The sequence below is a fragment of the Kiritimatiellales bacterium genome (genome assembly GCA_041656295.1).
GTDB lineage: Bacteria > Verrucomicrobiota > Kiritimatiellia > Kiritimatiellales > Tichowtungiaceae > Tichowtungia.
Genome location: JBBADV010000002.1, coordinates 235,848 through 261,190 on the forward strand (window position 1 = coordinate 235,848; position 25,343 = coordinate 261,190).

The 25,343-nt window shown below is 47.4% G+C and carries 21 protein-coding genes and 1 tRNA gene; all 22 read left to right on the forward strand.

The window, feature by feature from the left end; all coding sequences use genetic code 11:
- Positions 1-258: 258 nt before the first annotated feature.
- Entirely contained in the window at positions 259-2,040 is a 1,782-nt protein-coding gene (gene ptsP / locus WC959_02275) for a phosphoenolpyruvate--protein phosphotransferase (protein ID MFA5687969.1), read from the forward strand.
- A gap of 62 nt (positions 2,041-2,102) precedes the next feature.
- Complete coding sequence (metK, locus tag WC959_02280) at positions 2,103-3,281, forward strand: methionine adenosyltransferase (GenBank protein ID MFA5687970.1); 1,179 nt, start codon at positions 2,103-2,105, stop codon at positions 3,279-3,281.
- Between the two features lie 58 nt (positions 3,282-3,339).
- Positions 3,340-3,416 (forward strand) — tRNA-Arg (locus WC959_02285).
- A 315-nt stretch (positions 3,417-3,731) separates the two neighbouring features.
- Positions 3,732-4,253, forward strand: a complete 522-nt coding sequence (locus WC959_02290) for a hypothetical protein (GenBank protein MFA5687971.1) — start codon at positions 3,732-3,734, stop codon at positions 4,251-4,253.
- A 204-nt stretch (positions 4,254-4,457) separates the two neighbouring features.
- Positions 4,458-5,189: a hypothetical protein gene (locus WC959_02295; GenBank protein ID MFA5687972.1), complete on the forward strand. Its 732-nt coding sequence runs from the start codon at positions 4,458-4,460 to the stop codon at positions 5,187-5,189.
- A gap of 140 nt (positions 5,190-5,329) precedes the next feature.
- Positions 5,330-7,234 (forward strand): hypothetical protein, encoded by a 1,905-nt coding sequence (locus WC959_02300; GenBank protein ID MFA5687973.1) that lies wholly within the window; start codon positions 5,330-5,332, stop codon positions 7,232-7,234.
- A 13-nt stretch (positions 7,235-7,247) separates the two neighbouring features.
- Positions 7,248-7,910, forward strand: coding sequence for a hypothetical protein (locus tag WC959_02305; protein ID MFA5687974.1), 663 nt, complete (start codon positions 7,248-7,250; stop codon positions 7,908-7,910).
- Positions 7,911-7,940: 30 nt separating this feature from the next.
- On the forward strand, positions 7,941-9,398 hold the full coding sequence (locus WC959_02310; GenBank protein ID MFA5687975.1) for a hypothetical protein: 1,458 nt from the start codon (positions 7,941-7,943) through the stop codon (positions 9,396-9,398).
- Positions 9,399-9,429: 31 nt separating this feature from the next.
- Positions 9,430-11,310, forward strand: coding sequence for a hypothetical protein (locus WC959_02315; protein ID MFA5687976.1), 1,881 nt, complete (start codon positions 9,430-9,432; stop codon positions 11,308-11,310).
- A 100-nt stretch (positions 11,311-11,410) separates the two neighbouring features.
- Positions 11,411-12,076, forward strand: coding sequence for an FCD domain-containing protein (locus tag WC959_02320; protein ID MFA5687977.1), 666 nt, complete (start codon positions 11,411-11,413; stop codon positions 12,074-12,076).
- A gap of 329 nt (positions 12,077-12,405) precedes the next feature.
- Entirely contained in the window at positions 12,406-13,188 is a 783-nt protein-coding gene (locus WC959_02325; GenBank protein ID MFA5687978.1) for a hypothetical protein, read from the forward strand.
- Between the two features lie 29 nt (positions 13,189-13,217).
- Complete coding sequence (locus WC959_02330) at positions 13,218-14,639, forward strand: GDSL-type esterase/lipase family protein (GenBank protein MFA5687979.1); 1,422 nt, start codon at positions 13,218-13,220, stop codon at positions 14,637-14,639.
- A 195-nt stretch (positions 14,640-14,834) separates the two neighbouring features.
- Positions 14,835-15,617: a hypothetical protein gene (locus tag WC959_02335; GenBank protein MFA5687980.1), complete on the forward strand. Its 783-nt coding sequence runs from the start codon at positions 14,835-14,837 to the stop codon at positions 15,615-15,617.
- Positions 15,618-15,653: 36 nt separating this feature from the next.
- Entirely contained in the window at positions 15,654-16,349 is a 696-nt protein-coding gene (locus WC959_02340) for a hypothetical protein (protein ID MFA5687981.1), read from the forward strand.
- 180 nt (positions 16,350-16,529) lie between these two features.
- The gene (locus WC959_02345) at positions 16,530-18,707 is read left to right on the forward strand and encodes a hypothetical protein (protein ID MFA5687982.1); all 2,178 of its coding nucleotides are present in this window, start codon (positions 16,530-16,532) and stop codon (positions 18,705-18,707) included.
- Positions 18,708-18,764: 57 nt separating this feature from the next.
- Entirely contained in the window at positions 18,765-19,421 is a 657-nt protein-coding gene (locus tag WC959_02350; protein ID MFA5687983.1) for an FCD domain-containing protein, read from the forward strand.
- 89 nt (positions 19,422-19,510) lie between these two features.
- Positions 19,511-20,425 carry an aldo/keto reductase gene (locus WC959_02355; protein MFA5687984.1) on the forward strand — a complete coding sequence of 305 codons (915 nt, stop codon included), beginning with the start codon at positions 19,511-19,513 and terminating at the stop codon, positions 20,423-20,425.
- Positions 20,426-20,739: 314 nt separating this feature from the next.
- Positions 20,740-21,705 carry a Gfo/Idh/MocA family oxidoreductase gene (locus tag WC959_02360; GenBank protein MFA5687985.1) on the forward strand — a complete coding sequence of 322 codons (966 nt, stop codon included), beginning with the start codon at positions 20,740-20,742 and terminating at the stop codon, positions 21,703-21,705.
- Between the two features lie 141 nt (positions 21,706-21,846).
- On the forward strand, positions 21,847-22,302 hold the full coding sequence (locus WC959_02365; GenBank protein ID MFA5687986.1) for a YhcH/YjgK/YiaL family protein: 456 nt from the start codon (positions 21,847-21,849) through the stop codon (positions 22,300-22,302).
- Between the two features lie 181 nt (positions 22,303-22,483).
- A complete protein-coding gene (locus tag WC959_02370; protein ID MFA5687987.1) occupies positions 22,484-23,299 on the forward strand; it encodes an aldolase/citrate lyase family protein in 816 nt (271 codons plus the stop codon).
- Positions 23,300-23,308: 9 nt separating this feature from the next.
- A complete protein-coding gene (locus WC959_02375; protein MFA5687988.1) occupies positions 23,309-24,091 on the forward strand; it encodes an SDR family oxidoreductase in 783 nt (260 codons plus the stop codon).
- Positions 24,092-24,206: 115 nt separating this feature from the next.
- On the forward strand, positions 24,207-25,343 hold a 1,137-nt coding region (locus tag WC959_02380; protein ID MFA5687989.1), incomplete at its 3' end, for a HEAT repeat domain-containing protein.

Genomic DNA, 25,343 nt, shown 5'->3' on the forward strand with positions numbered 1-25,343 from the left:
GCGGTTGTGTTCACTGAAATCCAAAACTTATTGCACCGCATAAATCAGATATAACCCGCCGGACAAAATGTGCACGGTGCAGATTTTTTTCAGGAACTCTGTGGATTCCTTTGGCGTTAAATATTATTGACTTGGAGAAGTGAGTGCGATACGCGTCGGCACATGAAAAGGCATTTTTCCATGGTAGAAAATGATTTCTGAATTGTTTCCGTATAAACCTGATAATCCGGAATTAACCGGCGGCTTTTTGAGTGTACTATGTCAAATATAACAGATTCTTCCGGCGAAATCATTCTGCAGGGCATCGGCGTGTCACCCGGCGTAGCCATCGGCGAAGTCGTTGTGTTCCGGCAGGACGGGTCTGATATTCCCGATTATCCGGTGCCGGAAAGTTCTATCCCTGCAGAAATTTCCCGCTTTGAAGAGGCGCTTGCCAAAACGCGCCGCCAGCTTACCGAAATCCGCGGACGCGCCGCCGGTGCACTCGGTGAAAAACATGCCGGAATTTTTGATGCGCACCTGCTGGTGGTGGATGACCGTTATATATACGATGCTGTACTTGCCGGATTAAAAAAAGAACACCGTAATGTCGAAGCGGTGCTGAATGATGTCGCCGGAAAATACATTGATGCACTGTCGAAAGTGAAAGACGATTATCTGCGCGAGCGCGCCGGCGACGTGCGCGATGTCATTCACCGCATTGTCAAAAACCTGATCGGCGAGGGCGGCATGGATCGCATGAATCAGCTGGAACGCCCTTGTATTGCACTGGCCTACGACTTCACCCCGTCGGATACCGCCGGCGTGGACAAGCGGATTGTGCAGGCGATGGTGGCAGACGCCGGCAGTTCAACGTCGCACACCGCTATTATGGCCCGTGCGCTCGAAGTTCCGGCGGTCGTCGGGCTTCATGATGCCAGCACTAAAGTTTCTTCAGGCGACACCGTTTTGGTTGACGGCGGTAAGGGACTGCTCATTATTCGCCCGACGTCGGAGCGTCTGCTCGCATACGCGCAAAAAATGGAGGCACAGAAAAATATTCTGGTCGGGCTGGAAGAGTTGAAAGACAAACCCTCCGAAACACAAGACGGATATCGTGTTCCAATTGCGGCGAATATTGAGCTGCCGCTCGAAATCGCCGGTATCCACCGTTACGGCGCTAACGGAATCGGTCTGTTCCGTACCGAATTTTTATTTCTGAACACTGAGGAGCCGCCGGATGAAGAAGCTCAGTATAAAGTGTATAAAAATGCCGCCGATTTGTGTGCGCCGGATAATGTGGTCATTCGTACTCTGGATCTCGGCGGCGATAAAATTGCATCCGATGTCAAAATGACTGCCGAAGCCAATCCGTTTCTCGGCTGGCGCGCCATTCGCTACTGTCTTTCGCACACTGAATTTTTTAAAACACAACTGCGCGCCATCCTGCGTGCCGCTGCCGGGCGCAAAATTTCAATCATGTATCCGATGATCAGCTGTCTAAGTGAAGTGCTGGCAGCCAACCGTCTGCTTGAAGAGTGCAAACAGGAGCTGAAAGCGGAAGGCAAATCATTCGCCGCTGAAATTGATGTTGGTATCATGATTGAAATTCCATCGGCGGCGCTGACTGCTGATATCATTGCGCCGCATATTGACTTTTTCAGTATTGGTACGAATGATCTGATTCAATATACATTGGCCGTTGACCGCGTAAATGATCATGTGGCGCATTTGTATAAACCGGCGCACACCGCCATAATTAAATTGATCCAGCAGACTGTTGCCGCCGGACACAAGCACCGTATTCCGGTGGCTGTTTGCGGCGAAATGGCGGCAACGCCGGAACTTGTCCCGCTGCTGATCGGTCTGGGTGTCGATGAACTCAGCGTTTCGCCGCCGGCGGTTCCAATGATTAAAGATGTCGTTCGTAATCTGCATTACGCTGAATGCCGCGCACTTGCTAAAGACATCCTGCAGCTCGTCACGTCCGACGAAATTCTGCAAAAATGCCGCGAACTGATCCAGAAAACATCGCCGGAAATCCTTGAGTTGTTCAATTGAACCCGCTAAATTTTCCAGAAAATTCATTAATCCGGATAAGCGAATTTAAAGGAAAGGGTAAGATGAGCAAAATTAATATCGATCATGTGTTTACTTCAGAATCGGTTTCAGAAGGACATCCCGATAAAGTCTGCGATCAAATTTCTGATGCAATTCTCGACGCCTGTCTGGCGGCGGACTCAAAAAGCCGTGTTGCGTGCGAAACGCTGACGACCACCAACCTCGTCGTCAATGCCGGCGAAATCACCTGCCGGGCATGGGACAGCATCGCGCCGGAAAACATCGCGCGCCAGGTTGTGCGGGAGATCGGCTACGACCGGCCGGAACTTGAATTTTGCGCCGACACCTTTGAATACATCTGCCGCCTGCACAGACAGTCGCCCGATATTGCTATGGGCGTTACCGCCACCGAAACGCATGAGCAGGGAGCCGGCGATCAGGGCATGATGTTCGGCTATGCGTCCGATGAAACTGAAGCACTGATGCCGGCGCCGGTACATTACAGTCATGTATTGCTCAATGAACTGCAGAAAATCCGCAAAGCCGGCGCGATTCCATACTTGCGTCCCGACTCCAAATCGCAGGTTTCCATCAAATATATAAACGGTCAGCCGGATCATATTACAGCGGTGGTAATCTCACACCAGACCGACGACGTGCCGCTGGAAAAAATCCGCGCAGATCTCACCGCAGTTGTCGAAAACGTACTCGCACCAACCGGACTGTTGAAAGATGATATTGAATACTTCATTAATCCCACCGGCAAATTTGTGATCGGCGGACCGCATGGCGATGCCGGACTCACCGGCCGCAAAATTATTGTCGACACCTACGGCGGCATCGGCAGTCACGGCGGCGGCGCATTCTCTGGAAAAGATCCATCGAAAGTCGACCGCTCCGCTGCATACTATGCGCGTTATGTTGCGAAAAACATTGTTGCTGCCGGCCTGGCGAAAAAATGCGAAGTACAGGTTGCGTACGCCATCGGCGTAGCTAAACCGCTGAGCATTAATATTGACACCTACGGCACCGGCGTACTCGAAGACTGTGAGCTTGAGGCTCTGGTTTCCTCCGGCTGCGTGTTTGACTTCCGCCCGGCGGCGCTCATCGAAGAGCTCGGACTGCTCACGCCAAACGGCTGGAGCTACCGCGATACTGCGGCTTACGGGCATTTCGGACGTCCGCAGTTTCCGTGGGAAAAAACTGATAAAGTTAACGCACTTAAATCCGCTGTAAAATAAATTGTTTTTACAGTTGATTCGGCACGGAACAGCCGGTATGTTCTGCGCTTTATTTCAGGCGCCCGTAGCTCAACTGGATAGAGTATCAGACTACGAATCTGAGGGTTCCAGGTTCGACTCCTGGCGGGCGCGCCAGTTTAAAATCTGAAAAAATTAAGATCCTCTTTAAATATTCGTTTTAAAGAGATTTTTTATTTTGCACACCTGGATCGGCAGATGAATAATCATGAATAGTATCATATTTCTCATGAACCGTTTTTTGCGATCAAGGTGTAATAGAATCGTCATAAAAGCACAAAAAATTCTTTGTCATGATCATCTTTACTGCCTAACCTCTTGATAGATAAGTCGCTTTAATAAATGTATTTTTTTCATCAAACTGATTGACTGATTTATAAAATCAGATATTATGTCCGACATAAAAGAAATCGTTAATTAAGAATTTGGAAAATGAGGATATTGAACAGTCACGATATTGCCGGAAGCTGGGCAACGCTTTTATTGCCGATTAATTCGGATGACAGCATCGATTACGGCGCGCTGGCAGGAGTTAAAGTGTGTGACGGCGATACGGACTGGTACACCCGGATGAAACAGTATTGTCCCGGCATGTCTATTTTTGTTCCGGGTCACCGGCTGGCCACAGGCATTCAAAACGGCGCGCACGGTGCGTATTCAAATATGGCCTGCTTAAATCCGGCGGCGGCTCAACGGTGGTATAGGCAAATGTTAAGCAGTCCCGCCGAATCGCTGGAACTGGAATCCCGGGTACAGCAGTTTATGACAGAGTGTATCTTCCCTTTTATTTATGCGGGGTACTCAAATATGGCGGTGGATAAATTTCTGGCCGCGGTCGGAGGCTGGGGGCCGGTTACCGAGCGGCTGCGCTGGCCGTATCACAGCATTGAGCAAAGCGCGGCAACTGAAATTAGGGAAAAAGCACGGAGGATTATTCCCGAATTTATGAAATAAATTCGCACGTAAATAAGCCTTGACACAAGTTTTTAAAATAACTATATGTCAGGCATATAAGGCAAGGTGTGGTTAAATATCGCTGTTAATGAAAGGAAAAAAATGTTGACAGAGTGGTTTTTAACAGCATTATGTCGGACATAAAGCCCGAGCTGTTCATGTGAAACAGCGGAAAAAGAAGAAGGGAAGAGAAGGAGAAAAAACATGAGTACAAAGAGAGCAATAGGAGTAGCAATCGCGGGAATGATATTCGCAGGTGCGAGTCACGCCATGCTGATTACCGACGTAACCACTAACAAAGTGCTGTTTGACAGCGGTGGATTTGAAGGCGGTACTGTCGGTAGCGCACCGGACGGGGCTATCACAGGAACGCTCACAGGAAATGCATCTACTCTGATATATGGGCCGGACTCGGCTGGCCCCGGTGCATATTCCGGCGATAATTATGCCATGAGCATTCGTAATGGAGGGTCCGGACTAATAACGATGAAGTTTGATCAGGCTGTTACAGCAACAGGAACTGTTCTGAAATATGAATGGGTGTGGTATGTGACTGCCGGTTCTTATGCCCGCCTAATCGGGCTGGATGGTGCCGGCAGTAACGGAAACAATGATGTTGTATTTGATGTGAGATTAAGAAATTCGGCCGTTTATGATCTAAATGTAAAGCAATCAGATAATTTTTATGTCGACGATCAATGGATTGTCTGCAGTCTGGAGTATACTCTGGGAGCGACAAGCGTTGTTTTTACTGCAGGTACTCAATCTATAGATATAGCGACGCGTGGTAATTCTGAGACCGGAACAATGGGTGTGGCATTTGCACAGGCCGCTAATGGAACATACTATGTAGACAGTATTATTCCCGAGCCGGCGGTTTCGTTTTATCTGTTAGTTGGAAGTATTTCCGCGATCGGGCTGAAAAGAAGAAGATAAATGAATATATTACAACCTTCAGCCGCTTTTATCGGCTGAGGGTTATTTTTTGAGTAAAAATTTCCTTTTGTCCGCCGATCTCTGCGGCAAGCCACGGGATATTCTGCGCCAGCTTTCGATAAAAAAAGGATTTGTATACAATGAAACAATTGCGTCTGTGTGCGTGGGTTTTGGCGGGGTTTATTACAACCGCTCACGCTGTCCGGATTACCGATGTGACAAGTGGAACGGTTTTATTTGATAATAATGGATTTGAACAGGACACCCTGAATAAAACACCGTTCAAAACAGTTGCCGGTGTGATCAGCGGCAAAGAGCAGGACAAGGTTTTCGGGGTGGATTCCGGCGGGCCGGGCGCATTTAAAGGGTTGCAGTATGCCTGTACACCCCGCGATCAAAACGGTGCGGGAAATATTGAAATTAAAGTGCCTAGGGCGGTAACTTTCAGCGGGCAAACGCTGCTGATGGAATGGGCCTGGCATCTGCCTTCAGCCTGCAATGCAAAATGGGGACTGCGAGGCGATTTACAGTTTTACAAAAGTTTATGGCGGGCAGGAAACGGATCGATTCAGGTTTCTGTTGACGGCAAATGGGAATACCGCGGTTATTACACCGCTGATAAATGGCTGGTATGTTCTCTGAAATACACCATCGGAGAGCGGACAGCGGATTTTACGGTTGACGGTGTAACGATGAAGCTGGACGTAGATAATTATAAGGGCGGGGCTCCCGGAGTTCAGGGGATTTTCTTCAGTCATAATACTCAGGCGGAATATTATCTGGATGGAACTTATGAAACGGCGGTACAGCCCCCGTCTGGCGGGCGTGAAGAAGTGAATGTGGATACCCGCCCGGAATTGCCGGAATGGATTGATGTGACCTGGCAGCGTTTCCCGAATACACCTCGAGGAATTCAATGGCCGGCGGTGGGCATGATTGACAACACATTTATTTCTGCCGGCGGCTGGTGTACCGGAGAAGAGGTTGCATCGAAACCGGGAATTTATCCGCGCGGATTTTTTAATGACGTGTTTGCCATGGACGTGACTGCGCCGGACAAAGGCTGGTCCCGGCTGCCGGATTTTCCCGGAGAAGCCCGTATGGGAACCGTCTGTGTTACAGTGAACAGCAAGCTGTATGTCTGGGGTGGACTCAGCTACACCGAACCATACTGTTACACGGATGGTTATGTACTGGCCAAAGAAAACGGAGATTGGGTATGGACACCGCTGCCGCCGCTGCCGCACGCATTAGTGTTTCCCGGCGCCTGTGCAATGGGCAGTAAAATTTATATTGCCGGCGGGTGCGATTATAACCGCAAAGGATTTCTTTCCGCAAACTCCCGTGATGGAACTGTTCCGGGGATAGGGCAGAGACTGCTGGTTTTTGATACCGAAACTCCGGCACAAGGCTGGAAAGAACTGGCTTTATGCCCCGGAACGGGACGACTTAATACGGCAACAGCAGCGGTGAACGGAAAATTATATGTGATGGGCGGAGCAACCGGCATTGATTCTCCTAATGCAAAAGTAAATACAATTGTTGACAACTGGTGTTATGATCCGGTTGAAGACCGGTGGGAACGCCTGCCGGATCTGCCGATCGCCAGCGGCAATTTTCCGACCGGTGATATCGTGTATAAAAACCGTTATATTCTGCTCGTGGGGGGGGTGCAGTTCCCGAACATTCAGTTTCCCAACGGGCAGATAGAAAAGTCCCAATCATTCGGATTGGCAAAAATGTTTTATCCGCAATTTGTGAAGGAAGCCTGGAGGGGAAAAAATCAGCGGTATGTCAGCGACATTTTTGTGTATGACACGGTGAATAATTCATTCGGTGAAGCGACTATGCTGCCGTTTAATAATAATATGACCAAATTCATCGTCCGCAGAGATAACATATATTTGATTTCCGGTGAAACCGGCGGACTGATTATTGATGATGAATATTATGGACACCATCCGGACTTTTTTCTGGAAGGAACTCTTCAGATAAAGCCAAAAAATGAAGGTGTGAGTTTTTCAACCACAGGAACAACTAAATAACAGGAGAGATATTATGCGATGGACGAGTTTTTGCGTATGTGCATGTATGGTTACCTTTACGCTTTCTGCTCCGGCAATCCGGATTACGGATGCGGATTCCGGTGCCGTTCTTTTTGATAATAACGGTTTTGAAAACGATACTGTCGGCATAAAACCGATCAAAACCATTACCGGTGCGATTTCCGGCAAAGAGCAGGATAAGATTGCAGGTTCGGAATCAACCGGTCCCGGCGCCTTTCAAGGATACCAGTATGCTTATACATCCCGGGATCAAAATGGTGCCGGGAATGTGGAAGCAAAAATCACAAAGTCGATGACAGAAAAAGGCAGGACGGTGCTTATTGAATGGGCGTGGTATCTGCCGGCAAACAGCAACGCCAAATGGGGACTTAAAGGGAATACTCAATTTTATAAAAGTTTATGGAGAGCGGGGAATGGATCTTTTCAGGTTTATATTGACGGACGATGGGAGTATCGCGGGTATTATACCGTTGATAAATGGTTTGAATGTTCCTTGAAATATACCATTGGCGATCCGACGGCAGACCTCACAGTGGACGGAATGAAAATACGCCTGGAGGTTGATAATTATTTAACCGGTGCGCCGGGAGTTCAGGGAATTTATTTCAGCCATAATGTTCAGGCCGGATATTATCTCGACGGAATATCTAAATAACACAGGACATATTATTAAAGTATATATATTATGAAAACCAAACTGTTTTGCATCGCACTGGCATACACCTGTTTTATACAGGTGGGGGTTTCAGCCGAATCAACCACCGGAACAACCGTTGCAGATGGCCCGATTGATATCGGGTCGCGGTTAGAATTATTTGTGGATGATTTTCTCGTTGAAAATATTGCCGGGAAAGTAGGCCTGCATCTGCATCATCCCGAACCGCAGGAAATTGTGTTGGTTACGGATAAACCATGGGAGGGCAACACCTGCTGTTATTACACGCTGTTTCAGGACGGCGATATGTACCGGATGTATTATCGCGGAACTCACAGCGATACTGCAATGGAAGATGAAGTATTCTGTTATGCTTACAGCACCAACGGTATTGACTGGATTCGTCCGAATCTCGGACTGTTTGAGTTTAAAGGATCAAAAGAAAATAATATCATTCATAACGGTGTTGCCCGGCATAATTTCACGCCGTTTAAAGACACAAATCCGGTTTGTCCGCCGAATGAAAGGTATAAAGCAATGGGCGGACATTCCCGCACCGGCGGACTCTATGCGTTTAAATCCGCGGACGGTGTACACTGGACGCTGATGCAGAATGAACCGGTCTTTCCGTCGAGCTGGGAAAAACGTTCGGGCTGGCCGCAGCCGTGGTTTGATTCGCAGAATCTGGCGTTCTGGGATCCGGTACGTAAATCATACGTGTTATATTTCCGTCATTTCCGCGATAAAACATACCGTGATGTAATGATGGCGACGTCGCCGGATCTGATCAACTGGAGCAAGAACCCTGAATTTCTTGAATATCCGGGTGTTGCACCGGAACATCTCTATACAAGTTCGATTATTCAGTATCCACGCAATCCGCATTTTTATATCGGCTTTCCGACGCGGTTTATTTCTCTCACTGCGCAAACCGAACCGCTGTTTATGAGCAGCCGGGACGGGTTGACGTTTAAGCGCTGGCCGGGGGCTGTGATTCCTGTTGATGCACCGGCCGATCGCGATGGCAACCGCAGTAATTATATCTGGTGGGGCCTGCTGGAACTCCCGGGAAATGACGCTGAATATTCAATTTATGCGCATGAAGCCTATTATGACGGACCGGCATCGCGGCTGCGCCGCTTCACTTATCGGAAAGACGGATTTGCGTCACTGCGGGCTGCACCGGAAGGCGGTGTGGTTGAAACGAAACTGCTGCGATTCAGCGGAACCCAGCTGGTACTGAATTTTAAAGCCAAAGCCAAACATTTCAGATATGACGGCGGCAGTATACAGGTCGAAATCATTGATGAAGGCGGCTATCCAGTGGAAGGTTTTTCACTGCCTGATTGCGAAAAGCTGCAGGGCGATTCGCTTGAGCAGACGGTGGTGTGGAAGTCCGGACGCACTCTTAGAATGCTGGAAGGCGTTCCGGTGCGATTCCGTTTTCATATGAAATATGCCGATCTGTTTTCATTTCAGATAAAATAATTCATTTGTGGGGCAAAAGAATACCTGTGTTATGAAACAAATATTTTTCATATATGCAGTATTTTTATTTGCCCTGACCGACCATGTATGCGCTGTTCGAGTAACCGAGGCACAAAGCGGAATTGTGCTTTTTGATAATAACGGATTTGAGCAGGATGCCATCAATAGCACACCTGCTCAAACGGTTGCCGGAACAATCACTGCAAAAGAGCAGGATCGTGTTTTCGGGCCTGCATCTGGCGGGCCGGGGGCATTTAAGGGGGCGCGGTATGCTTACACATCCCGGGATCAGAACGGCGCGGGAAATATTGAAATTAAAGCGCCTAAGGCGGTAACTGCCAGCGGGCAAACGTTGCTGATGGAATGGGCGTGGTATCTGCCCTCAGCCAGCAATGCAAAGTGGGGATTGAGGGGCGATTTACAATTTTATAAAAGTTTATGGCGGGCAGGAAACGGGTCAATCGAAGTTATCGTTAATGATAAGTGGGGGGAACGCCGCGGAAATTATACTGCGGATAAATGGCTGAAGTGTTCTTTGAAATATACCATTGGTGATCAAACTGCGGATTTCACGGCTGACGGTGTAACCATGAAGCTGGAAGTGGATACGTATAAGGGCGGTGCGCCGGGAGTTCTGGGAATTTTTTTCAGCCATAATAACCAGTCTGGCTATTATCTGGACGGAATTTATGAAATGAATACTGATACCCGCCCTGAATTGCCTGAGTGGATTGATGCAACGTGGAAACGTTTTCCGAATACGCCCCGGGGAATTCAATGGCCGGCGGTGGGTATGATTGATAACACATTTATTTCAGCCGGCGGCTGGTGTTCAGGGGAAGAGGTTGCGTCGAAACCTGGAATTTATCCGCGCGGATTTTTTAATGATGTGTTTGCGATGGATGTGACAGCGCCGGACAAAGGCTGGTCACGGCTGCCTGATTTTCCCGGCGAAGCCCGGATGGGTACGGCTTGTGTGACGGTGAATAACAAACTGTATGTCTGGGGCGGTCTCAGTTATACCGCACCGTACTGTTATACGGACGGTTATGTGCTATCTAAAGAAACCGGCAGTTGGAAATGGACGACACTGCCGCCGCTGCCGCACGCATTAGTGTTTCCCGGCAACTGTGCACTGGGCGGCAAAATTTATCTTATCGGGGGGAGCGATTATGATCGAACAGGATATTTCTCGGCAAACTCCCGCGATGGAACTGTTCCGGGGATAGGACAGAGACTGCTGGTATTTGATACCGAAAACCCTGCACAGGGATGGAAAGAACTGTCGGCATGTCCCGGCACCGTACGATTTAATACCGCGGCGGCGGCGGTGAACGGAAAATTATATGTTTTCGGCGGGGCAACCGGCATTGACTCTCCTAATGCGAAAGTCAATACAGTTGTTGATAACTGGCGTTATGACCCGGCTGAAAACCGGTGGGAATGTCTGCCTTATCTCCCGATTGCCAGCGGCAATTTCCCGGCCGGTGAAATTGTGTATAAAAACCGTTACATTCTGCTTGTGGGCGGTGTTCAGTATCCGAATATCCAGTATCCTAACGGGTGGACAGAAAAATCTCTGTCATTCGGGTTGGCAAAAATGTTTTATCCGCAATATGTACGGGAAGGGGAAGCCTGGAGCGGAAAAAATCAACGGTATGTCAGCGACATTTTTGTCTATGATACGGTGAATAATTCATTCGGTGAAGCCACCATGCTGCCGTTTAATAATAACATGACCAAATTCATCGTGCGCGGAGATAACATCTATCTGATTTCCGGTGAAACCGGCGGTCTGTTTTTTGATGATGAATATTATGGGCACCATCCAGACTTTTTCCTGGAAGGAACACTGCAGATGAAACCAGAAAATGGAAGCTTTCGTTTTTTCATCACCGGAAGAGAGGAATAACGGGAAATATATTAGGGTAATCTATGCGCATGTAGAATTATTTTATGTTGAAAAATCGAGACATTCTTGACTCTTCGAAGACGTTACGTATCCTGTACGAATGACCGTAGCAGAACAGGTTTTAAACTGGATTGAAAATTATATTGAAGAAAACCGGCTCGGAGTCGGGGATGCTCTGCCGGGAGAACTGGATATGGTGGCTGAAACCGGATTCAGCCGCGCATCTGTCCGCGAAGCATTAACGGCGCTGAAAGTGCTCGGAATTATCCATACCCGGCGCAAGGGAGGAATCCGCATTATCCGCAATCCGGTGACGCTGGGATTGCGCCACTATTTTGCCGATCAATACGAAGATACCGGTCGATATAAGGATATGATGGAATTCCGCGCCGTAATGGAGTGGGGGCTGGGGCCGCTGGCTTTACAGCGCATCAATAAAACAACGATAAAAAAACTCCGGCGGCTGGTTGAAGGCATTGAAAAAAAACCAGAAGACGTTACGGTTGAAGATATTATTCGCGCGGAGACAGAGTTTCATAAAACACTTACGGATGGATGTAAAAACAAGCTGGCCGGATTGTTTGTTCATATTTATGAGCCGGTCTTCCGGAGCTGGTGGGCGGATAATCCGGTTACTCCGACAGAACACAAAAAAGACTGGGTGGAACGGCATGGCAGCATGGTCGATGCGCTGGATGCCGGAGATGATGTATATTTTACACAGCTGCTCCGAAACCATACGTTCCAGTATTTAGGAATCAAATAGTTCTGTATTTTTCAGATTTTGCCTTTGAAGGCTGCGTGGAGATTGATAGAAAATATATGATTTACGCTCAACTTATTGATTATTAATAGGTTATACTTTGCTAGGTGGGAAATGAGATATTTTCACTGGAACCAGTGTCCGGAACGGTAAATGTAGGCATTAAAAAAACGGATCGGGCAAGAATGTAAAATCTGATAAGCATCTGTGCTAATTTCTGTAAGTTTTAAAAAATTAAAAAAAAACAGTTGATTTTGATTTTTCATAAACGTATTGTCTGACAAAAAGCGATCGCAAAGTATTCGATACGTAGCAAATTTAAAGGATGTAGGATGAAAAAACTAATGATCACTATCGCGACAACAATTGGATTTGTGAGCAGTATTTTAGCAGAGACTTTAATCAGTTTTATTGCCAACGGACAAGATGCTGGACCAACAGCTCAGCAGTGGACATGGACTCTTGATGGAGGAACCGCCGCTCCCAGTCTTTATTATACCAATGAAGCGGTTAATGGTGCGTCATATTATTCATGGGCATTTGACTCCGTTGCCGGTGATAAAGGATCTTATTTGTTGCAAGCAAGTGCTGCCAAAACAAGCATTATGCGACAGGATGGATGGACATTGACATATATTTCACGGACACAGGATGCCAGATCGCAAGGGTATCATCGCCTTCGATTTAGAGATGGTGATGCATATTTTGATATGCATTTTGTTGCTAATTCTTCTACAACTAATAACGGGCTGTATATTGCAAAATCAGCTGCTGCAGGTGGCGGATATCAATTTATAGCATTTAATTTCTCCGATACTTACAGCACTGTTCAGCTGACATACGAACCTGTCGTTGCAGGGAGTCTTAATTCGAATGATGTCGTGAAGATATGGATTAATGGAAGAGAGGTTTATGCCGGCAGCAGGGCAATATGCGCCATTGGAACAACCGGAATTATACGCGTGGAATTCGGGGATGCTGCTATTGGCGGAACGGGACTGTTTTTTGTGAATCAAGTTATTCTGGATTCCGGTATTCACGTCATTCCGATTCCGCGTTTCCTTAATTTATATCTGTTATCATCTCTGTCTTTTTCAAGTAACTGTTATTTTTAAAGCCGATGCTAAGTAAAAAGGGAAATCCAATGGCGATTGGGCAAAAAATAAACAAAACGTATGTCTTTTTCGTATTAATTTATGTTTTTCGTCTGCAAGTAAATGCAGCAATCAGTATATTATATACCGCTCCGGGGAATCCTGCGGAACAACAATGGGCGGCTGATTTACGGGGAATTACTGTTAAGGGAATAACCAATGTGATTAATGAGGTTATTTATCCGGCGTGGGAGTTTGATTCGCTAAAAGATCAGCAGGGATGGTATCTTAATAATAGATTTAGTCAAACGGCGCGTCAGGCGATGCTTGAATCCGGTTGGACATGGACATATATCTCTAGAACAACACTTGCCCCGAGTGCTGGATATCATTCTGCCAAATTTCGTGACGGTGTTAATTTATGGTCATTACAGTTCCGGCAAAGCTCCTCACCCGGCTCTAATAACGGAGTATGGCTTCATTTCGGTTCTGGGAAATACATTCACTTAAAAGCACTGAGTTTGAATGATGATTTTTGCGTTGTACAGGTGACGTGTACTCCGGCGAATCCGGGGTTCCATGATGACAACGACCTGATTGCATTTTATGTGAACGGGGAGAAAGTACATGAAATGCGCCGACGCCAACAGGATCTGACCACCGGAGTTGTCCGTGGAGAAATACTCGATGAGGCCAGCGGCGGACCGGGGAATTTCGCGGTTAATCTTTACCGGATTGATACCGGTATAAATCTGGATGCATATCATAGTGCCGGAGGTGTATTTTTTTCACTGATATTTGTTGAAAATACAGCAACAATTCCGGCACCGCCGCGCAATGAGAGTTATCTTCATAATTATCATTCTAATTTTGTTCAACAGGCTCTGGCCGGCGGAATTGATGTACTTTTTATCGGCGATTCCATTACTGAATATTGGTGTAGTCCGGGATGCGGGCTGCCGGTGTGGAACAGATTGTGGTCAGATGATTTTCCCGGAATAAACGCTGCAAATTTCGGCGTTAACAGTGATTTGACTCAACATGTTCTTTGGAGATTAAAAAACGGAGAGGGGTTTGGGTTTTCTCCTAAAGTTGTCGTTTTACTGATCGGAACAAATAATACAACTCCAAATAATACAACCCCGGAGATAATTGCAGGAGTAACCGCAGTTGTTAAACAGTTGAAAACCGGATTTCCTCAGACAAAAATTTTATTATTGGGTGTTTTGCCGCGCGGTCAAAAAAAGGATGCAAAACGGTTACAAATTATTGATGTCAATCGGGGAATATCAAAACTGCATGATGGAGAGAGAGTTTTTTATTTAGATATAGGAGATCAGTTTCTGGATGCCGATGGAGAAATTCCGGTGGAGTGGATGCCTGACGGGTTGCACCCGAATTTGTCGGGGTATCAAATTTTTGCCGCTGCAATAAAAGATCTATTAGCGCAATTATTCTGTATGAACCCGTGAGTGGTTTTTGAAGATTAAATTAATAAAAAAATTTGACATTTTATTTTTAAATTATATTGTCGGACAATAATAAAAAATTAATTTAATATATTTCCGAAGTACGGAAATAGAATAGTTGATTTTCAGAGAATAGCAGGGCTGTTTGAGAAAATCATCTGGTGCGCAGGTAGGGAAAACAAATAGAAAGGACAGGGCATGAAGAAGAGGTGGTTAATCAGTATGATAGCAACAGCGGTTGCAGGGTATATTCAAGCGGGTATAATTCTTAACTTTACCGCAAACGGAACAGATGCCGGGCCAACAGCTCAGGGTTGGACTGCGTCGGGAACGACATTACGTTATTATACGAATGAAACATTTGGAAGTGTATCGTATAATGCCTGGGTATTTCAATCAGTTGCCGGAGATACAGGAGATTATTTTTTAAATCCGGGCATAGCTAATACGAATGCGATGCGGACAGACGGCTGGACTGTAACTTATGTTTCGCGCACGGCACTGGCACCTTCGCAAGGATATCACCGCCTCCGGCTTCGTGATGGTTCGGGGTATTTTGATCTGCATTTCGTAGCAGGATCTACTAGTAGTATTGCCAATGGATTGTATCTTGCAAACGCAGGGACGGGGTATCAACTTATACAATCTTTGGATTTATCCGGTGGCTACAACACCATTCAACTGACGTATGAACCGCTTATTGCAGGAAGTCTTAATGATAATGATGTCATTAAAATATGGATTAATGGAGGGGAAGCTCTTTCAACGACCAGAGCGGCTTGTAATCTGGGGGCTACCGGAATCATTCGGGCTGAATTTGCTGATGCGGCAACAGGCGGGGCGGGATTGTTTGCTGTTAATCAGTTTACATTGGAAACCGGCATCAATGTTATTCCGGAACCGAGTACACTTGGTTTATTTTCAATATCTGTATTGACCATATTAGGTATTCGTTTGCGTTTAAAAAACGTAATGAAATAATAAAAAGGTTGTTTTATGCATGCGCGGATAAATGTAATGAATAGTTTTGTTGTCGGTGTACTGTGCTTTTTATGCACTTCTGCGAGCGCTGTCGTCGGTATTTCATATTCGGCACCGGGTGATCCTACAGGACAGAAATGGACGGCGGATATACGCGGAATCATCGTTCGTGATATAACACACACGATAAACAAAATTGATTATCCGGCATGGGAGTTTGACTCTTTGAAGGATCAAAAAGGGTGGTATCTTAATACCACCTTTGATGAATCTGCAAAAAAACTGATGCAAGAAACCGGCTGGACGTGGACCTATATTTCACTGACCAAACTTGCGCCGGCAGCCGGATACCATACTGCAAAATTCAGAGATGGCAATCGGCTGTGGGAAGTGCAGTTGCGTCAGAGTAAAGCTTCCGGTAACGGAGTGTGGCTGCATTTCGGTGCAGGGAAGTATAAACAGTTAAAACGAATGAATCTAGATGATGGATTTCATATCGTTCAGGTTACCTGTGCACCGGCGAATCCGGGAAGTTATGACAATAATGACCTGATTACATTTTATGTAAACGGGGAGAAAGTGCATGAAATGCGTCGGCGCCAGCAGGAACTGACCACCGGGGTTATTCGCGGAGAAATACTTGATGAAGCCATCGGCGGGCCGGGAAATTTTGCGGTTAAAACTTACCGGATTGATACCGGTGTAGATCTGAGCGCTTACCTTATAAAGTAATGGACATATTATAGGTTATAAAAATTGCTGGCGGCTAAACAACAGCTGCCAGCGATTTTTATGACGGGACTGTGAATGCTCTTGTTCAATCTAAAAAAACAAATAACTTAAATAGAGAACGATAGGTAAGAAAGATTAAAGGTTATTATGATTACAGGGAAAAAAGCGCAAGGAGCTTATATGTTGATATTCATGTTATTATTTGTTTTTTTGTCGACAAAAGCCTCTGACGGCATTATTTATTCAGCGCCCGGAGATCCTGTTGAACAGCAGTGGACTGAAGATTTGCGGGGAATCACTGTCCGTAGTATAACGAATGACATTAGAGGGAATACGTATCCGGCATTAGAATTTGAATCATCACCTGATCAGAAAGGATGGTATCTAAACACGAGTATGGCGAAGCCCGTACAGATGTCTATGCGGGAAATCGGCTGGACGTGGACTTATATTTCGCTGACAAAACTTGCGCCATCTGCCGGTTCTCATACCGCTAAGTTCAGGGATGGAAACCGGTTGTGGGAACTACAGTTTCGTCAGGGCGGTTCCTCCGAGAACGGATTGTGGCTGCATTACGGTTCTGGAAAGTATACTCATTTAAAACAAATCAATTTAAATGACGCATATCACATTTTTCAGGTTACCTGTACGCCCGCAAACCCGGGGAATTATGATGAAGATGATCTGATTGCATTTTATGTGAACGGGAAAAAAGTGCATGAAATGCGCCGGCATCAGCAGGAGCTGACCACCGGGGTTGTCCGTGGAGAAATTCTGGATGAGGCCGCTGGCGGCTCCGGCAGTTTCGCCGTCAATCTTTATCGGATTGATGCCGGTGTAGGTCTGGATTTATACCGTCCGAAGGAGGGTGGAATCACAATACTGCCCGACGCTGTGCAACCGGCGGGCGATGATTCTGCTGCGTTTAATGTCGCTTCTCGGCGCGAGCTTTTTGTAGACCATACGTTAATTGAAACTATGACCGGTGGTGCGGAGTTGCGTATGCATCATCCCCATCCTGCCGGCAAGGTTCTGGATTTCATGGAAGAATGGGAAGGCCGATATGCCAATTACGGCACAATTATCAATGACGGTCGACAATTCCGGCTCTATTACCGTTCCGGGAATCCGCGGCATAATATAACGAATCAGGTCACCTGTATGGCGGTTTCTGATGATGGGATTCATTGGGATAAGCCGGTTTTAGGATTGCATGAACAGGATGGCAGCAAAAATAATAATATTGTTTTTTCCGATGCAACTGCCGCCGGCCATAATTTTACACCGTTTTTAGATACAAATCCGGATTGTTTGCCGGATGCAAAATTTAAAGCATTGGGCGGTATCTACAGATACACCAAAGATCCGGAGGTGAAAGGCCTGCTGGGGTTTGTTTCTCCGGACGGGATTCATTGGAAGCAGATCGGCGGGAATCCATTGATCGAACGGCCGTCATTTTATGCGTTCGACAGCCAGAATATTGCTTTCTGGTCGGAGGCCGAGAAAAAGTATGTCGGCTTTTTCCGGGCATGGATCGGAACAAATCCGGCGCAGGGGAATTATTCTAACGGGATCCGGTGGATCGGAAAAACAACTAGTGATGATTTTATCAATTGGTCTCCAATAGAGATACTGGGCATTTTTCATGCCGGAGAAGAGGCTCCGAAGTACGATTTATATACAAATCAAACATTCCCATATTACCGGGCGCCGCATATTTATATTGCAACAGCGACCCGGTTTATGGAAGGCCGGCAGGTGGTCAGCGCCGCGCAGGCAAAAGAAATTAATGTTGATCCGCAATATTTCCGGGATTGTTCTGATGTGATTCTGCTCAGCATGCGCGCCGGAGGCACCGCATATCAGCAACCGTTTCTATCTTCTTTCCTGCGGCCGGGACCCGGTTTGCGAAACTGGATTTCGCGCACCAATTATCCGATTCTGGATACAATTCCCACCGGTGACACTGAAATGAGCCTGTATATTTTTCAGGATTATGCACAACCGACTGCTCACATACAACGATACACGTTGCGTATCGATGGATTTACGTCGGTTTCTGCGCCATTTGAAGGCGGGACTCTGTTGACAAGACCAGTGTATTTTAATGGTAAAAAACTGGAGTTAAATTTCTGGACCAGCGCTGCCGGCGGTATCCGGGTTGAACTGCAGGATAGAACCGGTACGCCGATTAAGGGTTATACACTGGCGGATTGTGATGAATTAATCGGAAATGAAATTTCCCGCTCTGTGTGCTGGAAAGGCAGTCCGGATGTAGGACCGCTTACCGGAAAAGAAATCCGGATTTTCTTTAAATTGAAAGATGCAGATGTGTACTCTTTCAAATTCAACGAGTAGCGTTGAATTATTTCTCCGCGGACACGAGCATCTGCAGGGATTAATCGGAGATATGGCATGAAAGCGGCAGATCAGGTTTTAAACTGGATTGAAACGTATATTGAGGAAAATCATCTGGGCGAAGGTGATTCGCTGCCCAGTGAGCATACCATTATGGCGGAGAGCGGCGCCGGGCGTTCTTCAGTTCGTGAAACGCTATCCGCCTTGAAAATCTTAGGGATCATCCAGTCTCGCCAGAAAAGCGGCATTCGCATTATTCGCAATCCGATTACACTGGGTTTCCGGCACTATTTTTCTGATCAGTATGATGACCCTGAACAGTATGACGATATGGTGGAATTCCGAATGGCAATGGAGTGGGGCCTGGGAACGCTTATTTTTAAGCACATTAACGCCCCGACCATCAAGGCGCTTCAGTCTCTTGTTCAAGAAGTGGAGATGTTAAGCAATGCCACCCTGGAAGATATTACTCTGGCCGAGATTGAATTTCACCGAATTTTAATCACCGGGTGTGGAAACCGGCTGGCCGGATTGTTTGTCCATGTGTATGAACCGATTTTTAGAAACTGGTGGACCGTTAAAAATTTTGAGCAAGTTGATGATTACGGCAAAGCCTGGGTTCAACAGCATAAAGGCATTGTTGATGCGCTCATTCAGAAAAATGAAAAACTGTTCTTGAAACTGCTCAAAAAACATACCCGGCCGTACCTTTAAGAACCATTCAATTTTATATTGATAAACAATTTGAAAATAAAAAAAAAGATTGCGCACCGATTGAGTTTATGTCAGTCATAATAAAATACATGAAGCAAGAAATATTATCCGGCATTTCGAAGCTGACGCTAGGAACAGTGCAGTTCGGTTTGAATTACGGCATTGCCAATTCCGGCGGGCAGCCGGAATATCGGACATGCCGCGATATTGTAGCCGGTGCACTGGAAGCCGGAATCAACTGTTTCGATACCGCGGCGATGTACGGTGAGAGTGAAAAAGTTCTCGGCCTGGCGCTGACGGAACTCAATGCCGGAGATAAAGCGGTGCTGGTGAGTAAAAGTCCGCCGGTCAGCGAGGCGAAAATTCCGGCGGATGAAGTTGAAACGTTTATTGAAAAATCACTGCGGCAGTCGCTGAAAAATCTGGGAGTTGACTCTCTGCCGGTTTTTCTGTTCCACCGCGATCAGGATATTGCCTGGATGGATGCTTTGCACCGGATGAAAGAGCTGGGGCTTGTGCAAAGAATCGGAGTGTCGGTGGATTCGCTTGAGCTCGCCGGGCAGATTTTCAGTCATTCTCTGGTGGATGCAGTGCAGCTGCCGCACAATCTGTTTGACCGCCGTTTTTCTTCCGGGCCGTATTTTAAGGCACTGTATCAACGAAACGCTTTGCTGTTTATTCGCAGTGCATTTTTGCAAGGACTGCTGCTGATGCCTGAAGAAAAAATCCCTGTTGCGCTGAGTGTGGTTGTTCCTGTCCGGCATAAACTGGAAGAAATTGCCCGTACTGCGGGAATGGGTATGCCGGAACTTTGCTTGCGGTATAATTTCAGTTTTCCGGAAATCACCAGTGTGCTGATTGGAGTGGATTCGGTGCAGCAGCTAAAAGAAAATGTAATGATGCTTGAGCGCGGCCCGCTGGACGCAGCGTTGCTCGATTTGATTCATGAAAGTGTGCCGGAGTTTCCGGAATCAATTATTCGTCCGTCGCAGTGGAGTAAATAGCAGATTCGCCACAAAAAACACGAAAAACAAATCTAACCACAGAATACACTGCACACACAGATTTTTTAACAAAGAGGTAACAAAGGAAAACAGGAGAAAATGGTAGGGCGCGCAGTCCCTTGCGCGCCGTATATATGAAAAATTATAACATGAAATGTAGCGCAAGCGTCCCGCTTGCTTAAACAACCGGGACGGTTGTTCTACTTAGATTCAACCGCTGATAACACGGAGATAAACGGATTTAAAACACGAAAATGGAGATCACTAAAAATAACCTAAAGCCTCTAGCCTAAAGTCTAAGGTCTTTTAAAATTATGAAAACAAATAACCTGCCTCTTAAAAATAAAACCATCCGTCTGGCGATGATCGGAAGCACGTCCGGCAACGGCCATCCCTATTCGTGGAGCGCGATTTTCAACGGCTACGACCGCGAGCGCATGACGAATGAATGTCCGTTTACCGGGATTCCGCAGTATTTAAATAAAGAACCTGCCGATACGCTGCGGATCCCCGGCGCTGAAGTGACGCATATCTGCTGCATCGGCGACGGCGGGTTTTCTGCGGAACATGTGGCCGCCTGCTCACTGATTCCGAATGTTGTCGAGCGTCCGGAAGAGGTGATCGGTCAGGTGGATGCGGTGATTGTGGCGACGGATAAAGGGTATGAACACGTTGAGCGCTGCCGTCCGTTTATTAAGACGGGCCTGCCGCTGTTTGTCGACAAGCCGCTGGCGGATAATACGGCCGATCTTGACACGTTTATTCAATGGGTGAACGACGGGCATGCAATCATGTCGTCGAGCAGTATGCGCTATGCCAAAGAGTTTATGCCGTACCGGCTTTCAACCCGCGAACTGGGCGACTTGCGGTTTGTTTCCATTACGTCGCCGAAGAGCTGGGAGCGTTACGGCATTCATGCACTGGAGGCGATTTATCCGATACTGGGTCCCGGATTTTTATCTGTCCGGAACACCGGCAGCGAAAAGCGGAATGTCGTCCATATTAAACACCGTTCCGGTGCGGACGCCGTCGTCATAGTGTCGGCGGATATGTACGGCTCGTTCGGCTGCCTGCAGTTGTGCGGTACGGCGGGGTCGGTTCAAACCGTATTTAAGGACAGCTTTTTTTCATTTAAAGCACAGCTGGAAGCCTTTGTTGAATACCTGCGCACCGGAACGCATCCGTTTCCGTTTTCGGAAACGGTTGAGCTTATCCGGATGGTTGCCGCCGGTATTCGCAGCAGAGAAGAGCAGGGAACGGAAATCTGGATTAACGAATAAGGAGAGCCTTGAATCGAAAATAGAAGAAATATTCATTCATCGCAAAAGAACGCAGAGAACGCAGGAAAAGACAGAATTTGAGATGAAGATTGGCAGCCGCCGGAAATGCAAAAGACACAGAAAGAGAAAGGTTTTTGAATTATGATAATTGATCGCATAGAAAATGTACCGTTGTATGCCGGGCTTGGAGCAAAGGTGCAGCAGGCGCTGGAATATCTCGCTAAAACAGATTTTAAGGCGCTGGAATCGGGACGGTATGAGATTGCCGGCGATGAGGTGTTTGCGCTGGTTCAACGGTATGAAACGAAACCGCATGATCAGGGTTTATGGGAAGCGCACCGGCGTTATATTGATGTACAGTATCTTGTTTCCGGCAGTGAAATCATGGGATATGCGCCGCTGGATACGCTGGCTGTTAAAGAACCGTACAAACCGGAAAATGACTGCGAGCTGTTAACCGGCACCGGAGATTTTTTGACGGTGTCGCCGCGCATGTTTGCCGTGTTTTTCCCGCAGGATGCGCACATGCCCGGGCTGATGAATAAAATACCGGAACCGGTCATCAAAGTCGTCGTAAAAGTGCAATGTGAAAATTGAGAAAAGTAAGAAGTGTGGAGAACAGAGCGTGAAATTTAAAATTAGAGCGTAGTCAGAAAAATTATAGCCGCAAAAATGCACAAAAAACACAAAACTGCAGCGCTGGCTCTTTTCCCATTAGCGAGAATCCGTGTTTATTGCTGCTTCGCTGCTAGCTACTGAAAAATTAAGGAGAACTAAAATGAATGTAATTACAATGAGACAGAGTCGTGTATTAAAAAAAATGCGCAACGGTGAAGTTGCGACCTGTGTAAAACTGAATCTTGCTGATCCGGCGGTGACGGAAATTGCCGCGTTGGCGGGATTCGACTGTGTCTGGCTGGATATGGAGCATGTTCCGCACACCGACAGCGTGATTATCAACCACGTTCGCGCTTCAAAAATGCATGACATGGATACACTGGTGCGTGTTCAGCGCGGCAACTACAGCAATCTGATTCACCCGCTGGAAATGGATGCCACCGGCGTGATGGTGCCGCATCTGATGAATCTGAAAGAGGCGAAAGAAATAGTGTACTATACAAAATTCCATCCCGTCGGCCGCCGTCCGCTGGATGGCGGCTATGCCGACGGCGCCTACTGCCTGCTTCCGCCGGATGATTATCTGAAACAGGCCAACGAACAGCGTTTCACGGTGGTGCAGATTGAAGATCCGGAGCCGCTCGATGAGCTGGAAGAGATCGCTAAACTGGACGGAATTGACATGCTGTTTTTCGGCGCCGCGGATTTCAGTCAGGGCATCGGCACGCCGTGCCGGTGGGATAATCCGAAAATTGCCGGGACGCGCAAACGGGTTGCCGAAGTTGCGCGCAAATACGGAAAATTTGCCGGCACACCGTGCGGCATTGGCAATTTTGATGAGTTTGCTGATCTCGGTTATCAGTTCCTCAGTGTCGGTGCGGATGTCGTCGGACTGGGCGAATATTTCGGTGGCATTGTTTCCGCGCTCAAGGGCACGCGCGCCGGAAAAATTGAAAGTATTTATAAAGGGAAGTAGAGGCGGGATATGCATGTTAAAGATTTATTAAGTTTAAAAAATAAAATCGCATTAGTCACCGGCGGCGAAGGTAAATACGGCCGGTGTCTTACTGAAGCGCTGGCCGAAGCGGATGCCAAAGTGATTATCGCGTCGCCGTTTCCCGACGAATGCAAAAAAGTCGCCGGTGAATTTCAGGGCAACGGCCTGGATGTCCATGCGCTTCAAGTGGATCAGGCGGATCATGAATCGGTGCTCAACCTGAAAGAGCAGATCAGGCAGCAGTACGGACGATTGAACGTTTTAGTGAACTGCGCAGTGGCGCGGCCGATGAAGGGATATAATGCGCCGCTGGAGCAGTGGAAACTATCGATGGACGTGAATGCCACCGGACTGTTTGATATTACCCGTGAAATGGCGGATCTGATGGCGCAAGGCGGCGGCGGAACCATTGTGAATATTGCCTCGATGATGGGCATGTTCGGCCCCGATCTTACGAACTATGAAGGTCTGCCGGATGCATGGAAAGATCAGCCGCCGGATTATTTTTTTCATAAGGGCGGTATGCTCACGCTGACGCGTTATCTGGCACGCGTGCTGGCGGATAAAAAAATCAGAGTGAATGCCATCAGCCCCGGCGGAATTGCTGCCGGTCAACCGGACCGGTTTGTTGAAAATTATACCAAAAAAGTTCCGGTCGGACGGCTGGCGAATAATGACGACATTAAAGGCACCGTCGTTTTTCTCGCATCGGAGGCGTCGGCGTATATTAACGGTGAAAATATTCTTATGGATGGTGGTATGCACGCCTGACCCTTAGAGCAGATCAAGAAAAACCATAGCCACAAAAAACACAAAAAAGCACAAACCCCGGCGTTCTTGGCGGTTCGCACAAAATTAAAACGCTATCGTGAAGGAGATTTGAATTATGCGTCAATGGATTCTGTTTTTATCGTTGATTATCTCGTCGCTCAGTCCGGCGTTTGCCGCAACGCCTGATCCGGCGGAAATCCGGTCAGACGCTGTAAACGTTCTGCAAACTGAATTGCGGCAGGCGGAGCAGTGGCAGAAAGTGCATGCGGCAGAAGCGCTATTAAAACTCGGATACATCGCCGGCGTGGAGGATGAATTTTTAAAAGAACTCTCCCTGTACGAAAATCAGCCGCAATACCGGATCGGCATCTGGCGGGTGCTGGTGCGCACCGCAGTAACTCCGCGCGAACAGCAGCAGTGGATTGAAAAAATTAAAACGGTTCTGTTAGATTCGTCCGCACCGGATCGCATGCACGCAGCGGAAACACTCGGAAAACTAAATATCCGGCTGAATGAGCAGGAAAAAGCATTGACGGAAGAGTATGCGCAGCAAATGCAGGATCCATTTGCTTGCTGGCTGCTGGCGCAGCATGGCTCAGCCGCCGGAGTACAGCAGCTTGAACAGTTACAACAGTCAGACGATCCGGTAACTGCATTCCGAGCCGGATTCTGTCTTGAACAGCTGGAAAAAATCTCTTCAGGAACAACTCGCGAAGATGCTGTTACAGCGCTGGCTGATAGTAACGATGCGAAAAAGACAGCGGCCGCTTATGCTTTAGGATCACTCGGAATGCCGGAAGATCGGGCGTTATTACTACCTTTGCTGTCCGATTTTTCAGCGGACGTGCGCATTGCTGCGGCGGAATCGCTGCTGCGGCTGGAGCGCCAGCGCACCGGACGGCTGGGTTTCATCGACTGGCTGGTGCTGGGCGGATATTTTTTCTCGCTGATTTTGATCGGCGCCTATTACGCCCGCAAAGCTCAGACGGCCGATGATTACCTGCTCGGCGGACGCAACATGAAAGCGTGGATGGTGGGGCTGTCTCTCTTCGCCGCACTGCTGAGCACCGCATCCTATATGTCCGTGCCCGGCGAGATTGTAAAACACGGCCCGATGATTCTTGCGCAGCTCACCGCGATACCCTTGATTATCTGGGTGGTCGGCTGGTTTTTAATTCCCACCTTCATGAAACTGCGTGTTACCAGCGCCAATGAAATTCTTGAAATGAATCTTGGATTAAGCGTGCGCATG

Coding starts and splice junctions, on each gene's coding strand:
- WC959_02290 (MFA5687971.1), top strand. CDS start 3,732: ATGAGGATATTGAACAGTCACGATATTGCCGGAAGCTGGGCAACGCTT.
- WC959_02325 (MFA5687978.1), top strand. CDS start 12,406: ATGAAAAAACTAATGATCACTATCGCGACAACAATTGGATTTGTGAGC.
- WC959_02300 (MFA5687973.1), top strand. CDS start 5,330: ATGAAACAATTGCGTCTGTGTGCGTGGGTTTTGGCGGGGTTTATTACA.
- WC959_02320 (MFA5687977.1), top strand. CDS start 11,411: ATGACCGTAGCAGAACAGGTTTTAAACTGGATTGAAAATTATATTGAA.
- WC959_02340 (MFA5687981.1), top strand. CDS start 15,654: ATGAATAGTTTTGTTGTCGGTGTACTGTGCTTTTTATGCACTTCTGCG.
- WC959_02370 (MFA5687987.1), top strand. CDS start 22,484: ATGAATGTAATTACAATGAGACAGAGTCGTGTATTAAAAAAAATGCGC.
- WC959_02360 (MFA5687985.1), top strand. CDS start 20,740: ATGAAAACAAATAACCTGCCTCTTAAAAATAAAACCATCCGTCTGGCG.
- WC959_02330 (MFA5687979.1), top strand. CDS start 13,218: ATGGCGATTGGGCAAAAAATAAACAAAACGTATGTCTTTTTCGTATTA.
- WC959_02350 (MFA5687983.1), top strand. CDS start 18,765: ATGAAAGCGGCAGATCAGGTTTTAAACTGGATTGAAACGTATATTGAG.
- ptsP (MFA5687969.1), top strand. CDS start 259: ATGTCAAATATAACAGATTCTTCCGGCGAAATCATTCTGCAGGGCATC.
- WC959_02310 (MFA5687975.1), top strand. CDS start 7,941: ATGAAAACCAAACTGTTTTGCATCGCACTGGCATACACCTGTTTTATA.
- WC959_02305 (MFA5687974.1), top strand. CDS start 7,248: ATGCGATGGACGAGTTTTTGCGTATGTGCATGTATGGTTACCTTTACG.
- WC959_02355 (MFA5687984.1), top strand. CDS start 19,511: ATGAAGCAAGAAATATTATCCGGCATTTCGAAGCTGACGCTAGGAACA.
- WC959_02295 (MFA5687972.1), top strand. CDS start 4,458: ATGAGTACAAAGAGAGCAATAGGAGTAGCAATCGCGGGAATGATATTC.
- WC959_02315 (MFA5687976.1), top strand. CDS start 9,430: ATGAAACAAATATTTTTCATATATGCAGTATTTTTATTTGCCCTGACC.
- WC959_02345 (MFA5687982.1), top strand. CDS start 16,530: ATGTTGATATTCATGTTATTATTTGTTTTTTTGTCGACAAAAGCCTCT.
- WC959_02375 (MFA5687988.1), top strand. CDS start 23,309: ATGCATGTTAAAGATTTATTAAGTTTAAAAAATAAAATCGCATTAGTC.
- metK (MFA5687970.1), top strand. CDS start 2,103: ATGAGCAAAATTAATATCGATCATGTGTTTACTTCAGAATCGGTTTCA.
- WC959_02365 (MFA5687986.1), top strand. CDS start 21,847: ATGATAATTGATCGCATAGAAAATGTACCGTTGTATGCCGGGCTTGGA.
- WC959_02335 (MFA5687980.1), top strand. CDS start 14,835: ATGAAGAAGAGGTGGTTAATCAGTATGATAGCAACAGCGGTTGCAGGG.